Origin of the sequence: Gaetbulibacter sp. PBL-D1 (genome assembly GCF_050509525.1) — a bacterium.
Classification (GTDB): Bacteria; Bacteroidota; Bacteroidia; order Flavobacteriales; family Flavobacteriaceae; genus Gaetbulibacter_B; species Gaetbulibacter_B jejuensis.
The window spans coordinates 1-13,158 of record NZ_JBNWKB010000022.1 but is presented as its reverse complement, the minus strand read 5'-3'; the positions used below and the strand labels follow the sequence as shown (position 1 = coordinate 13,158).

At 33.2% G+C, this 13,158-nt stretch carries 15 protein-coding genes; 12 read left to right on the top strand and 3 right to left on the bottom strand.

The window, feature by feature from the left end:
- Window positions 1-2: 2 nt before the first annotated feature.
- A complete protein-coding gene (gldA, locus tag ACQ0RB_RS14690; RefSeq protein WP_129761078.1) occupies window positions 3-896 on the bottom strand; it encodes a gliding motility-associated ABC transporter ATP-binding subunit GldA in 894 nt (297 codons plus the stop codon).
- 282 nt (window positions 897-1,178) lie between these two features.
- Here gldA and ACQ0RB_RS14685 point away from each other — a divergent pair, with 282 nt between their 5' ends.
- The 5 genes from ACQ0RB_RS14685 to ACQ0RB_RS14665 all read left to right on the top strand — a co-directional run bounded on the left by ACQ0RB_RS14685 (window position 1,179) and on the right by ACQ0RB_RS14665 (window position 5,855).
- A complete protein-coding gene (locus ACQ0RB_RS14685; protein ID WP_430499380.1) occupies window positions 1,179-2,006 on the top strand; it encodes a prephenate dehydratase in 828 nt (275 codons plus the stop codon).
- On the top strand, window positions 2,003-3,151 hold the full coding sequence (locus tag ACQ0RB_RS14680) for a pyridoxal phosphate-dependent aminotransferase (protein ID WP_430499378.1): 1,149 nt from the start codon (window positions 2,003-2,005) through the stop codon (window positions 3,149-3,151). The genes ACQ0RB_RS14685 and ACQ0RB_RS14680 overlap by 4 nt, the downstream gene beginning before the upstream one ends.
- The gene (locus ACQ0RB_RS14675) at window positions 3,148-3,999 is read left to right on the top strand and encodes a prephenate dehydrogenase (RefSeq protein WP_131508934.1); all 852 of its coding nucleotides are present in this window, start codon (window positions 3,148-3,150) and stop codon (window positions 3,997-3,999) included. The genes ACQ0RB_RS14680 and ACQ0RB_RS14675 overlap by 4 nt, the downstream gene beginning before the upstream one ends.
- Before the next feature lie 11 nt (window positions 4,000-4,010).
- Complete coding sequence (locus tag ACQ0RB_RS14670; RefSeq protein WP_430499376.1) at window positions 4,011-5,093, top strand: chorismate mutase; 1,083 nt, start codon at window positions 4,011-4,013, stop codon at window positions 5,091-5,093.
- A gap of 129 nt (window positions 5,094-5,222) precedes the next feature.
- Window positions 5,223-5,855, top strand: coding sequence for a carboxypeptidase-like regulatory domain-containing protein (locus ACQ0RB_RS14665; protein WP_430499374.1), 633 nt, complete (start codon window positions 5,223-5,225; stop codon window positions 5,853-5,855).
- 26 nt (window positions 5,856-5,881) lie between these two features.
- On the opposite strand, the gene ACQ0RB_RS14660 is transcribed toward ACQ0RB_RS14665, so the two are convergent.
- Window positions 5,882-6,340 (bottom strand): hypothetical protein, encoded by a 459-nt coding sequence (locus ACQ0RB_RS14660; RefSeq protein ID WP_430499372.1) that lies wholly within the window; start codon window positions 6,338-6,340, stop codon window positions 5,882-5,884.
- A gap of 88 nt (window positions 6,341-6,428) precedes the next feature.
- On the opposite strand from ACQ0RB_RS14660, the gene rsgA reads away from it, so the two are divergent.
- The 6 genes from rsgA (at window position 6,429) to rlmN (ending at window position 11,717) form a co-directional block, all read left to right on the top strand.
- Complete coding sequence (rsgA, locus tag ACQ0RB_RS14655) at window positions 6,429-7,379, top strand: ribosome small subunit-dependent GTPase A (protein ID WP_430499370.1); 951 nt, start codon at window positions 6,429-6,431, stop codon at window positions 7,377-7,379.
- A 3-nt stretch (window positions 7,380-7,382) separates the two neighbouring features.
- Window positions 7,383-7,835 (top strand): D-aminoacyl-tRNA deacylase, encoded by a 453-nt coding sequence (gene dtd / locus ACQ0RB_RS14650; RefSeq protein WP_129761072.1) that lies wholly within the window; start codon window positions 7,383-7,385, stop codon window positions 7,833-7,835.
- A 29-nt stretch (window positions 7,836-7,864) separates the two neighbouring features.
- Window positions 7,865-8,191: a nucleotide pyrophosphohydrolase gene (locus tag ACQ0RB_RS14645; RefSeq protein ID WP_129761071.1), complete on the top strand. Its 327-nt coding sequence runs from the start codon at window positions 7,865-7,867 to the stop codon at window positions 8,189-8,191.
- A gap of 51 nt (window positions 8,192-8,242) precedes the next feature.
- Complete coding sequence (locus tag ACQ0RB_RS14640) at window positions 8,243-9,469, top strand: 3-phosphoshikimate 1-carboxyvinyltransferase (protein ID WP_430499367.1); 1,227 nt, start codon at window positions 8,243-8,245, stop codon at window positions 9,467-9,469.
- Window positions 9,470-9,542: 73 nt separating this feature from the next.
- Window positions 9,543-10,592: a tRNA preQ1(34) S-adenosylmethionine ribosyltransferase-isomerase QueA gene (gene queA, locus ACQ0RB_RS14635; RefSeq protein ID WP_129761069.1), complete on the top strand. Its 1,050-nt coding sequence runs from the start codon at window positions 9,543-9,545 to the stop codon at window positions 10,590-10,592.
- A gap of 84 nt (window positions 10,593-10,676) precedes the next feature.
- Complete coding sequence (rlmN, locus tag ACQ0RB_RS14630; protein ID WP_129761068.1) at window positions 10,677-11,717, top strand: 23S rRNA (adenine(2503)-C(2))-methyltransferase RlmN; 1,041 nt, start codon at window positions 10,677-10,679, stop codon at window positions 11,715-11,717.
- Between the two features lie 53 nt (window positions 11,718-11,770).
- Here the strand turns inward: rlmN and ACQ0RB_RS14625 are convergent, their stop codons facing one another.
- Window positions 11,771-12,673, bottom strand: coding sequence for a choice-of-anchor J domain-containing protein (locus ACQ0RB_RS14625; protein WP_430499364.1), 903 nt, complete (start codon window positions 12,671-12,673; stop codon window positions 11,771-11,773).
- Window positions 12,674-12,829: 156 nt separating this feature from the next.
- On the opposite strand from ACQ0RB_RS14625, the gene ACQ0RB_RS14620 reads away from it, so the two are divergent.
- Window positions 12,830-13,158, top strand: a 329-nt coding sequence (locus tag ACQ0RB_RS14620) for a polyprenyl synthetase family protein (protein ID WP_430499362.1), incomplete at its 3' end; no start/stop codon positions are given.

Here is a 13,158-nt window from a genome sequence, read left to right as displayed (position 1 = left end):
TTTTAACTCGTCAACTCCCTAAACAAACTTTCCAGACTTGCATTTTTTTGGTTAAGCTGAAGGATTTTTAGCTGGTTATCATGCGCAAAGTCAAATACATGAGAGCGCATATCTTCAGTAGTTGAAAACGTAATTTCATAAATAAAATCGAAAGTGTTTTCAACTTTGGTAACCTTTGGGAGCTTCAACAAAAACGCTTCTTCAACTCTGTAATCAAATTCAACAATAACCGTTTGAACTTTTTCGTCTCTTAGGTCTTTAAGTGTTTTGTCGGCTACAATTTCACCTTTATTGATAATAATAACTCTATCGCACATTGCTTCAACTTCTTGCATAATGTGAGTAGATAGAAAAACAGTTTTTTCTTTACCTAAAGACGTGATAAGGTGTCGTATGTCAATTAATTGGTTTGGGTCCAATCCTGTAGTAGGTTCATCTAAAATTAAAACCTCAGGATTATGCAACAATGCATTGGCTAAACCTACACGTTGCCTGTAACCTTTAGAAAGTTGACCTATTGTTTTATGCGCTTCGGGAGTAAGACCTGTAAGTGCTATAACTTCGTCAATTCTAGATTTTTCAACCTTATAAACACCAGCATTAAAACTTAAATATTCTTTTACATACATGTCTAAATACAAAGGGTTGTGCTCAGGTAAGTATCCAACGCGCTTTTGAACTTCTTTAGAAGCTGTGTTTACATCAAAATTGCTCACTTTTGCAACACCATCAGAAGCTTCAATATATGTCGTAAGGATTTTCATCATCGTCGATTTTCCTGCTCCATTAGGACCTAAAAAACCAACAATTTCACCTTTATTGACTTTAAAAGACACTGCGTTAAGCGCTTTTTGGTTTCCGTAAGTTTTTGAAATGTGTTCAACCTCTATAGACATAAAAGAAATGTTTATTCAAAAATAGCAATTATATAATTTATGTAACACATTACTGTATAATCTTTAAAAAGTTAAATAATAACTGTAAAAAAGTTTTTTAAGTATTTTGATTTGTGAAAATATTAATTACATTAGCAACTTCATAAACACAATGAAGACAAACAATTATACATATTACAACTGGTTTTATTTCTTTTTTAGCGAAAAGAGCGAGACGTTGTATGTATAATTTAAGGTAACTAAATTTAATATGAGTCTCGATGAAAATCGGGATTTTTTTTTATGATAAAGTCAGTAGCAATACAAGGTATTAAAGGGTCATTTCATCATATTGTATCTAAACAATTTTTTGATGATACTGTGGCTATCGATGAGTGCTTGTCGTTTGATATAGCAGTAAATAGTTTGCTTTCAGGAAAAAGCGATACGGTTATTATGGCTATTGAAAACTCTATAGCTGGCTCAATTATACCCAATTATGCATTAATTGATACTCATAATTTACACATTATTGGAGAGCATTATCTTGATGTGCAACACAACCTTATGGCATTACCAAACCAAGCGTTAAGTGCTATTAAAGAAGTGTATTCGCATCCTATGGCGTTGTTGCAGTGTAAAGAGTTTTTTAAAGCATATCCTCATATAAAGCTTATTGAAGATAAGGATACAGCAGAGGTTGCGCAACGCATAAAAGAACAAAATTTAAAAGCCGTTGCAGCTATTGCTAGTGGGTTAGCTGCTGAATTGTTTGAATTGGAAATTTTAGCAGAAAGTATACAAACCATAAAACATAACGAAACACGTTTTGTGATTGTAAAGACGCAAAACTCTGAGATTTCTGAAAGTGATATTAATAAAGCGTCTATCAAATTTGAATTAGACCATAAACGAGGTAGTTTGGCAACTGTGCTTAATGTAATGAGCGATTGTAAATTGAATTTAACCAAAATACAGTCGTTGCCTAAAATAAATTCACCTTGGAAATACGCCTTTTTTGTGGATGTAACTTTTGATGCTTATGAAGACTTTAAAAAAGCAAAATCTATTTTACAGATTATGGCACAAGATTTAAAAATATTAGGAGAATATAAAAATGCAAAGTTATGATTTCAGTAGCTGACAGATTGCATACCGTTGAAGAGTACTATTTCTCTAGAAAGCTCAAGGAAGTTAACCTTTTGAAAGAGCATGGTAAGCCTATCATTAATTTAGGAATTGGTAGTCCAGATTTGCAACCACCATCTAGAGTGGTATCAGCTATTGTTGATAGTATGCAAGACGCTACAGCGCATAAATATCAAAGCTATCAAGGTTTGCCAGAGTTAAGGCAAGCGATGGCAGATTTTTATAAAAAACACTTTAGTGTGTCGTTAAGCCCTAAAACCGAAATTTTACCATTAATGGGAAGTAAGGAAGGTATTATGCACATTTCAATGGCATTTTTAAATGAAGGCGATGGTGTGTTAATACCAAATCCTGGATATCCTACATATACTTCGGTAACTAAACTTGTAGGAGCTACACCTTTGTTTTATGATTTAAAAGAAAAAAATAATTGGTTGCCAGATTTTGTTGAACTTGAAAAAACGCACGATTTAAGTAAAGTGAAAATCATGTGGATTAATTACCCACACATGCCAACAGGAACTGTTGCGCCTAATAAGTTTTATGAAGATGTTATTGAGTTTGCAAAACGTCATAATATTCTTGTGGTTAATGATAATCCGTACAGCTTTATTTTAAACCAATTTCCAAGAAGCATTCTTAAATATAAAAATGCCAAAGACCATTGTTTGGAGCTTAACTCGTTGAGTAAAACGTTTAATATGGCTGGATGGCGAGTAGGAATGGTTATGGGAAAATCAGAGTATTTAGACAGTATCATAAAAGTGAAAAGCAACATGGATTCTGGTATGTTTTATGGTATCCAAAAAGGCGCTATTGAAGCGTTAAATTGTTCTGATATGTGGTACTTAAGCCTAAATAGTGTGTATGAAAAAAGAAGAACACTAGTTTGGGAACTAGCCGAAGCATTGAACTGTACGTATGATAAAAATGCAACAGGACTATTTGTTTGGGCAAAATTACCAGAGTTTGTAAAGTCAGAAGAATTTATAGACACAGTTTTAAAAAACGATTCCATTTTTATTGCACCAGGAACCATTTTTGGAAGTAATGGAGAAGGATACATAAGGTTTTCGTTATGTGCAGAAACCGAAGAAATTGAAGAAGCAATTGCAAGAGTAAAATGAAAAAAATAGTTGTAATAGGAGTAGGATTAATAGGAGGTAGTTTTGCGCTAGATATAAAGCGTGTTTACAAAGATGCTGTTATTTATGGTGTTGATGAAAGTGATACACATCTAGACGAAGCATTAGAACTTCAAGTAATTGATAAAAAAGCAGAATTAAATGAAATCTCAAATGCCGATTTGGTTATTGTTTCAATTCCTGTTGATGCTACAGTAAAGCATATTTCAAAGGTGCTGGATTTAGTGTCAGATACCACATTGGTTATTGATGTAGGTTCTACTAAAGAAGCCATTTGTGAAGTTATAGATACACATAAAAATCGTAGGAATTTTTTGGCTGCACATCCAATTGCTGGTACTGAGTTTTCAGGACCTAAAGCTGCAAAACAGCATTTATTCAATGGTAAAACCATGATTATTTGCGAAGTAGAAAAAACAGCATTTAAGCTACAGGAAAAAGCATTGCAATTGTTTTCTAATGTTGGTATGCGTATTCGTTACATGAACCCAAAAGCGCATGACAAACACATAGCTTATGTGTCGCATTTATCTCATATTAGCTCATTTATGCTTGGAAAAACAGTTATTGAAAAAGAAAAGAATGAACGCGATATTTTTGATATGGCAGGAAGTGGTTTTGAAAGTACTGTGCGTTTAGCAAAAAGTTCACCAGATATGTGGACACCCATTTTTAAGCAGAACAAAGCTAACGTAGTTGAAACTCTAGAAGAGTATATCAACAACCTGTCAAAATTCAAACAGTTTATGGAAGCTGACGATTTTGAGGCTATTCACAGCGAAATGAAAAATACAAATCATATAAAAGATATTTTAAACGGAATTATATAAAAGGAAATGTTATGGAAAACAAGAAAGAATTAAGATCGTGGTTAGATAATTTCGGATTAGACCATCCGTTAGTAATTGCAGGACCATGTAGCGCAGAAACTGAAGAGCAAGTACTAAAAATTGCACACCAACTTAAAGATAGTGATGCAACAGTGCTTAGAGCAGGAATTTGGAAACCAAGAACGCGACCAGGAAACTTTGAAGGTGTTGGAGCTTTGGGGCTTAAATGGTTACAGAAAGCTAAAGAAGAAACAGGAATGTTAACTACAACTGAGGTTGCAAACGCACATCATGTTGATTTAGCATTAAAGCACGATGTTGATATTTTATGGATTGGTGCAAGAACAACTGTTAGTCCTTTTATTGTTCAGGATATTGCTGATGCTTTAAAAGGAACAGACAAAACCGTATTGATAAAAAACCCTGTAAACCCAGATTTGGCTTTATGGTTGGGAGCTGTTGAACGTTTTTACACTGCAGATGTTAAAAACTTGGGTGTAATTCACAGAGGGTTTTCAACTTACGAAAAAACAAGGTACAGAAACAATCCAGAGTGGCAATTGGCAGTAGATTTACAAAATCGTTTCCCAGATTTGCCATTAATTTTAGATCCTTCGCATATTGCTGGAAGAAGAGATGTTATTTTCGATTTATGCCAAACAGCATTAGATCTTAATTACGACGGAATTATGGTTGAAACACATCACGACCCAGATAACGCTTGGAGTGATGCTGCACAACAGATTACACCTGAGACGCTTGTTCAGTATACAAAAGATCTTAAAATAAGAAAGGAATCTGAAGATGCTGCGGAGTTTAATAATAAGCTTAATACCTTACGTACGCAAATAGATGTGGTAGATCATCAACTTATTGAAATGTTAGGTAAACGTATGAAGGTTGCTGATGAAATTGGAGCGCTTAAAAAATCTAAAAACGTGGCAGTACTTCAGTCTAAACGATGGAACGAAATACTAGGAAAAATGATTTTACAAGGCGAAGAAAAAAATCTTAGTGAAGAATTTATCTTAAGAGTATTTAAAGCCATTCACCAAGAATCGATTAACCATCAGGAAAAAATCATTAACGGATAATTAATAAAAAGCCTCATCAAGAGGCTTTTTTTATGCGTTTTCTCATTCAAAAGTAGTGTTTACTCATTATGGGTTTTAGATAGTTGTAATATCAATTAGGTTTGAATCATTAATCAAACTATCACTATTATGAAACCAACAGTATTCTTTTTATTTTTCAGTCTTTCTTTCTCTTTTTTTGGTCAAAACAGTATTAGCGGAACCGTTTATGATACAGAAGGAGTGTTGCCTTTTGCCAATGTTATAGTAAAGCAGACCTCTAAAGGTGTTATTGCTGATGAGAACGGTAAATTTACAATTGAAGCTAAACCTACTGATACATTACAGGTTTCCTTTTTAGGCTACTTACCTAAAGACGTGCATTTGCAAAACATTAAAGACTTTGATGTGGTTTTAGATGATTATGAATCTCTTGATGAGGTTGTAGTAACGGCATTTGATTCAAGTTGTAGAACAATCCTTACGTGCTGTGGATATTATATTAGCTATGAACACATTTGTGAAGAAGCTAAGGGTATTGAACCAAAAATTTATCCAAATCCTTCAAGTACTGGTGTTTTTAATTTTGTTTCTCAAAAAGACCATCAAACCGTTGAGATTTTAATTCATGATTTTTCTGGAAGGCGAATACAAAAATTGCAATGGAGTAACTTTAACAGAAAAGGGCAAATCGACTTATCAGGATATCAATCAGGAATTTATTTAGTAAACATAAAAGCCGATGGAACTTGGCTAGAAACCAAAAAGATAATTAAAGGATAAAAAAAGACCTCGTTTGAGGTCTTTTTTTAATCTTGTGTAGCTTGTTTTTTAAAAACATAACGAGTTATGAAAATACCTTGACCATCATCTTTTCCACTATCGCTTTCAACAGCACTTGTTACAAATAGCAATTCCCAGCCATCATTAGCCATAGCTGATAATTTTGAAGAAATTATAGCATCATTGGCAGCAATGTTTTGAAAGCGAATACCACCAAGATTGTAAAAGTTTAAAAGTTTGGTTTCTTCAAAATCTTTTACCCTTATGTCTTTACGTTTAGATTTGTTTCTTGTGTTATCTTCTTCAGTTTGTTCAGAGGTAAAGTCTTCGTAGTTTCTTTCAGCTTCCGCAGAAATAATTCTAGAACGACCTAAGCCATTTGGTACTATAGATTCCACGCTAGTTATTACTTTGTATTCTACTTGAGCGCTTGTCTCAAAAAAAGAGAATAAACAAACAACAGTAATTATCAATAAGTTTTTCATATTTGAAAGGTTTAGTAAATTTAAGTTTTAAAGATACATTTTTCTTAAATTTAAATATTGTTAATTTGCTTATTCAACAAAATAATTAATGACAGGAACAGTTTACAAATCTACAGGTAGTTGGTATACCGTAAAAAACAATTTAGGTGAAGTTTATCAATGTCGCATAAAGGGTAAATTTCGTATAAAAGGGATAAAAAGTACTAACCCAATAGCTGTTGGCGATGTTGTAGATTTTGAACTGGAAACCAATAACGACGAAACTACAGGTATTATCAATAACATTCACGATAGGCAAAATTATATTGTCCGTAAATCGGTTAACCTGTCTAAACAAACACATGTTATAGCGTCAAATGTTGACCAAGTGTTTTTGTTAGTGACTATTGATAATCCACCAACATTTACAAGTTTTATAGATCGATTTTTGGTAACGGCCGAAGCTTATTCAGTAAAAACTATTTTACTCTTCAATAAAATTGATTCTTATAGCGACGATACTCTAGACGAAGTAAAATACCTAGCGCATGTGTACCGAAAAATAGGCTATGAATGTATCGGTATTTCGGCAACTACAGGAAAAAATATTGATAAGGTTAAGGCTTTGATGAAAGATAAAACGAGCATGTTTGCTGGTCATTCAGGTGTTGGTAAATCTACATTAGTTAATGCTATTGAACCTGATTTAGATTTAAAAACCAAAGAAATTTCAACACAACACATGCAAGGTCAGCATACTACAACTTTTGCTGAAATGTTCGATTTAAGTTTTGGAGCTAAAATTATCGATACTCCAGGTATTAAAGGGTTTGGAGTTGTAGATATGGATAGGGAAGAAGTTGGCGATTATTTTCCTGAGTTTTTTGAGTTGAAACAAGACTGTAAATTTAATAACTGTTTACATCTCGAAGAGCCTAAATGTGCTGTAAAAGACGCACTCGAAAACGATGAGATTGCCTACTCCAGATACCGAAGTTATTTGCAGATTTTAGAAGGTGAAGACGAACATTACCGAACTGATAACTGGGATAACGAATAACGTATGAAAGCAGTAATACAAAGAGTATCTAAAGCAAGTGTAACGATTAAAGGAGATAAAGTTGCCAATATAAATCAAGGGCTTTTAATTCTGTTAGGAATTGTTGATGAGGATACCAAAGAAGATATTGATTGGTTATCTAAAAAGATTGCTAACCTTCGCATTTTTGCAGATGAAAATGACGTTATGAATAAGTCTGTCATGGATGTTAAAGGTAATGTAATTGTTGTGAGCCAGTTTACCTTGCATGCAAGCACAAAAAAAGGAAATAGACCAAGCTATATAAAAGCAGCAAAACCTGATGTGGCTGTTCCTTTGTATGAGGAGTTTGTAAAACAAATGGAAACTGATTTAGGAACAACAGTTCAAACAGGTGAATTTGGTGCAGACATGAAAGTTGAGTTGCTCAATGATGGTCCTGTTACAATTATTATAGATACTAAGAATAAAGAGTAAGTGAATTTGTTACTTTAAAAATATAAAAAATGAATATTGAAAACGCTCAAAAAATAGTTGACGATTGGATAAAAGAACATGGAGTGCGTTACTTTAACGAACTTACTAATATGGCACAACTTACTGAGGAAGTAGGTGAAGTAGCTCGTATTATTGCACGTCGTTACGGAGAACAAAGCGAAAAAGAAAGCGATAAGGATAAAGATTTAGGTGAAGAATTGGCTGATGTGGTTTTTGTTGTATTATGTTTAGCAAATCAAACAGGAATAGATTTGCAGGCAGCTTTTGATAAAAAAATGGACAAAAAAACCAAGCGAGACCACGATAGACATCACAATAATCAAAAGTTAAAATAAAAATTTATAATTGACACATCGAGTTTTCTCGATGTGTTTTATCAGTTCAAAATGAACATCAAATTACTCAAATCACAAATAAAAACCGTTTCTAGTATCACAATAACAGGTTCTAAGAGTGAATCTAATAGATTGTTGCTACTACAAGCGTTATACCCTGAAATAAAAATTGAAAACCTATCCAATTCAGATGATAGTGTAGTAATGTCTAAAGCGCTGAGTTCAAATTCGAATACAGTAGTAGATATACATCATGCTGGTACAGCAATGCGTTTTCTTACAGCTTTTTTTGCCACTCAAGAAGGTAAAGAAGTGACTTTAACAGGGTCACAACGCATGAAAGAACGACCAATACAAATTCTTGTAGAAGCGTTGAATCAGTTAGGAGCTGATGTTTCTTATTTGGAGAATTCTGGTTGTCCTCCACTACTTATAAAAGGTAAAGCGCTTACTCAAAATAAAATTAGCTTAAAAGCCAATGTAAGTAGTCAGTATATTTCTGCACTATTGTTAATTGCACCTAAGCTAGAGCAAGGTTTAGAGTTGACTTTAAATGGCGAAATCACTTCAATTCCTTATATAAACATGACCTTGAATTTGTTAAATCAAATTGGAGTTGAAACATCTTTCAAAAATAATGTCATTACAGTAAATCCGTTAAAGGAGGTTTCAGGGGATAAAACAATAGTTGTGGAATCCGATTGGTCTTCAGCATCGTATTTTTATAGTATTGTTGCGTTAAGTCCAATTGGAACTCAAGTTGAATTATCTTCATACAAACAAGATTCTTTACAAGGCGATTCAGTTTTAGCTGAATTATACCAAGCATTTGGTGTTAAAACCGTTTTTAAAGGGCTTTCAATAGTTTTAGAGAAAACATCTCAGCATCAACCAGACATTGCTTTTAACCTTGTAAAATCACCTGATATTGCGCAAACCATTGCAGTAACAGCATTAGGTTTAGGTGTAAAATGCGATTTAGAAGGATTGCATACCCTAAAAATAAAGGAAACAGATAGATTAGTTGCGCTTAAAAATGAAATAGAAAAACTAGGAGGAGATATAGAAGTAACCAACGAAACGCTTCACCTAAAACCGTTTGATGGCAATTTTAAACTAGCAACTATACAAACATATAACGACCACAGAATGGCAATGGCATTTGCTCCATTAGCGTTAAAAACTGAGCTAAAAATTGAAGATGCTATGGTAGTTTCAAAGTCCTATCCAACATTTTGGGACGATTTAAAATCTATAGGTTTTCAAATAAACCAATAATAATCTTTGAATTACTTGACAAACCCTATGTTGAGATTGTATATTTGCCACTTGCAAAAAATAAAATATTGAAATGAAATTATCGCACTTTAACTTTAAACTCCCAGAAGAATTACTAGCCGACAGACCATCTGACATTAGAGATGAGGCAAGATTAATGGTACTTAATAGAAAAGAACAAACAATTGAACACAAACTATTTAAGGACGTTATCGATTATTTTGATGAAGGAGATGTGATGATCTTAAACAATACAAAAGTGTTTCCAGCACGTTTGTATGGCAATAAAGAAAAAACAGGAGCAAGAATTGAAGTGTTTTTGTTAAGAGAGTTAAACGAAGAACAACGTCTTTGGGATGTTCTTGTTGATCCTGCTCGTAAAATAAGAATTGGAAACAAATTATACTTTGGTGATGACGATACTTTAGTAGCTGAAGTTATTGATAATACAACATCTAGAGGTAGAACATTGCGTTTTCTTTACGACGGTTCTTACAAAGAATTCAGAAATAAATTAACTGAGCTTGGTGAAACTCCATTACCAAAATACATTAAAAGAGATGTAGAGCCAGAAGACGAAGAGCGTTACCAAACTATTTTCGCTAAAAACGAAGGTGCTGTAGCAGCTCCAACTGCTGGTCTTCACTTTTCAAAACACTTACTTAAGCGTTTAGAAATTAAAGGTGTTGAATTGCCAGAAATTACACTTCATGTTGGTTTAGGTACATTTAATCCTGTTGAGGTAGAAGACCTTTCTAAACATAAAATGGATAGCGAGGAAATTTTTATAGGTCCTGATGCTGTGGAGACTATCAACAAAGGGATTTCAACCAAAAAACGTGTATGTGCTGTAGGTACAACATCTATGCGAGCTATTGAAAGTTCAGTATCGTCTAGTGGTACGCTTAATGAGTTTTCAGGATGGACAAACAAATTTATTTTCCCTCCTTACGATTTTAGTATTGCTAACTGTATGATTACTAATTTTCATACACCAAAATCAACATTATTAATGATGGTTTCTGCTTTTGCAGGTCATGATTTCATGAAAAAAGCTTACGAAGAAGCTGTTAAAGAAAAATACCGTTTCTATACTTATGGAGACGCTATGTTAATTCTTTAATATATTATATAAATCGATAATTATTAAAGCCTTACTAAATGTAAGGCTTTTTTATATGTAGCTTTTATTACTTTTGCAGTATCTATGGAGATTAAAAAGAAAGATATACGTGCGCTTACCAAAGAACAGCTTAGAGACTTTTTTGTAAAAGAAGGCGATAAAGCATTTCGAGGAAATCAGGTGTATGAGTGGCTTTGGAACAAAGGAGCTCACACATTTGAAGATATGACCAATATTTCCAAAGACACTAGAAATATGTTGGAGGATAACTTTGTTATCAATCATATTCAGGTGGATCAAATGCAACGTAGTAGTGATGGTACAGTTAAAAATGCTGTGCGTTTACACGACGGTTTGGTTGTGGAGTCGGTTCTTATTCCTACTAAAACAAGAACTACTGCATGTGTGTCTTCGCAAGTAGGTTGTAGTTTAGACTGTAGATTTTGTGCTACGGCTAGATTAAAGCGTATGCGAAATTTAAATCCTGATGAGATTTTTGATCAGGTTGTTGCTATTGATAATGAAAGCAGACTGTATTTTGATAGACCTTTGAGTAATATTGTATTTATGGGAATGGGAGAACCACTCATGAATTATAATAACGTGCTAAAAGCAATTGATAAAATTACTTCTCCAGAAGGTTTAGGGATGTCTCCAAAGCGAATTACAGTTTCTACTTCAGGAGTTCCTAAGATGATTAAAAAAATGGCAGATGAAGAGGTGAAGTTTAAGCTAGCCGTTTCACTTCATTCAGCAATTGATGAGGTTCGTACTTCTATTATGCCGTTTAATGCAACATTTCCATTAAAAGATTTACGTGAAGCATTAGAGTATTGGTATGCTAAAACCAAAAACAGAATCACTTATGAGTATGTGGTTTGGGATGGTATTAATGACACTAAAAAAGATGTAGATGCACTTATTGAGTTTTGCAAATTTGCGCCAAGTAAAGTCAATTTAATTGAATACAACCCAATTGACGATGGTGAGTTTCAGCAAGCAGATAATAAAGCGTTGCAAATGTATATTGATATGCTCGAAGCCAATAATATTACTGTTACAGTAAGGAGATCTAGAGGTAAGGATATTGATGCTGCATGTGGGCAGTTAGCAAATAAAACATAAAAAAAGAGCGACTATTAAGTCGCTCTTTTGATTTTTCATAAGATTTTAAAACATTATTGTTTTAAGAGCTTAATAGTTTTTGTTTTTCCGTTTATAGTAACTTTAGTTAAATAAATTCCGTCTTTTAATTCAGACATGTTAATTGTTTCTTTATTTAAGCTTAAGCTATTATTAATTACTTGTTGACCTAAGATGTTAAATATTTCAACATGTTCTAAAGCGAAGTCAGTTGATTCTAAAGTTAAAACGTCAGTGTCTTTATTGTATGAATGAGTAAATGAATTGTTTTCAAATTCTTCAAGACCTAAAAGAGTTGTGTCAACCGAAAAATCATCAACCATAAATCCAAACTGATCATAAGAAACACAGTTAATACCAATATATACATCTTGATTATCATATCCAGTTAAATCTACAGTAAACTGTCTCCATTGGATATCGTTATTTGGTACACTTTCAGGGTTTGCAGAAATTATTGTGAAGCTGCCTGGATCAGTATCAGTAGTTGATACTCCTACAGTAAACATTTCGTTAGAGTAGTTGGCATCACATCCTTTGTACCAAAATGAAACAGAGTTACCACTTGCAGCAAGAGTTATTTGAGGAGAGATTAACCAATCATTATTACCTCCTGATATATCAGGTACTGAAGCAAAGCAAACCATCCCTTTTGTACTGTTATAACCTTCCCAATTACTAGTAGCAGAAGCTTCTAATGGATCAACAGTTGCTAAGGAGTTAAAAACCTGAAAAGATTTTGCAGCCCCAGAGTCTGGAAAACTAACTCCAGTAAAGCCATAAGTTGGTAGTCCATCTACATCAGTAAGAGTCCATGAACCAACTCCTGAGATAGCAAAATCAGTGTAACTTTCGAAGTCATCGAAAAATAAATTAGTTTGAGCATTACTTAAGTTAAATGCTATAACTGAAAGAATTAATAAAGTAATTTTTTTCATAAGCTAGTATTTGAATATTAATAGAATTCATAAAGCTACCAAATAATGAATAGTTATCCTATTCTTTTATGTTAAGAAAAACTAAAAAACATCTAAAATAGCATATCACAAGCTTTTTTAGTACGTTTGTTGTTCTCAATTTTAGTAGCTTTTTAATTGAAAATTACAGAACAAATAAAACAACCTATTGCTTATGAAATGGATCTTTTCGAAGAAAAGTTCCGTTTGTCAATGTCTTCTAAGGTTGCATTACTCAACAGAATTACACACTACATTGTTAATAGAAAAGGGAAGCAAATGCGACCTATGTTTGTGTTTCTGGTAGCTAAAATGATTAAAAATGGCGAAGTTAGTGAGCGAACTTATAGAGGTGCTTCGGTAATTGAATTGATTCATACTGCTACTTTAGTGCATGACGATGTTGTTGATGATAGTAATAGACGTAGAGGATTCTTTTCTATAAATGCACTTTGGAAAAATAAAAT

Excerpts from the sequence above, each read along its gene's own strand:
- gldA (WP_129761078.1), bottom strand. The coding sequence starts at position 896 with ATGTCTATAGAGGTTGAACACATTTCAAAAACTTACGGAAACCAAAAA.
- ACQ0RB_RS14685 (WP_430499380.1), top strand. The coding sequence starts at position 1,179 with ATGATAAAGTCAGTAGCAATACAAGGTATTAAAGGGTCATTTCATCAT.
- ACQ0RB_RS14680 (WP_430499378.1), top strand. The coding sequence starts at position 2,003 with ATGATTTCAGTAGCTGACAGATTGCATACCGTTGAAGAGTACTATTTC.
- ACQ0RB_RS14675 (WP_131508934.1), top strand. The coding sequence starts at position 3,148 with ATGAAAAAAATAGTTGTAATAGGAGTAGGATTAATAGGAGGTAGTTTT.
- ACQ0RB_RS14670 (WP_430499376.1), top strand. The coding sequence starts at position 4,011 with ATGGAAAACAAGAAAGAATTAAGATCGTGGTTAGATAATTTCGGATTA.
- ACQ0RB_RS14665 (WP_430499374.1), top strand. The coding sequence starts at position 5,223 with ATGAAACCAACAGTATTCTTTTTATTTTTCAGTCTTTCTTTCTCTTTT.
- ACQ0RB_RS14660 (WP_430499372.1), bottom strand. The coding sequence starts at position 6,340 with ATGAAAAACTTATTGATAATTACTGTTGTTTGTTTATTCTCTTTTTTT.
- rsgA (WP_430499370.1), top strand. The coding sequence starts at position 6,429 with ATGACAGGAACAGTTTACAAATCTACAGGTAGTTGGTATACCGTAAAA.
- dtd (WP_129761072.1), top strand. The coding sequence starts at position 7,383 with ATGAAAGCAGTAATACAAAGAGTATCTAAAGCAAGTGTAACGATTAAA.
- ACQ0RB_RS14645 (WP_129761071.1), top strand. The coding sequence starts at position 7,865 with ATGAATATTGAAAACGCTCAAAAAATAGTTGACGATTGGATAAAAGAA.
- ACQ0RB_RS14640 (WP_430499367.1), top strand. The coding sequence starts at position 8,243 with ATGAACATCAAATTACTCAAATCACAAATAAAAACCGTTTCTAGTATC.
- queA (WP_129761069.1), top strand. The coding sequence starts at position 9,543 with ATGAAATTATCGCACTTTAACTTTAAACTCCCAGAAGAATTACTAGCC.
- rlmN (WP_129761068.1), top strand. The coding sequence starts at position 10,677 with ATGGAGATTAAAAAGAAAGATATACGTGCGCTTACCAAAGAACAGCTT.
- ACQ0RB_RS14625 (WP_430499364.1), bottom strand. The coding sequence starts at position 12,673 with ATGAAAAAAATTACTTTATTAATTCTTTCAGTTATAGCATTTAACTTA.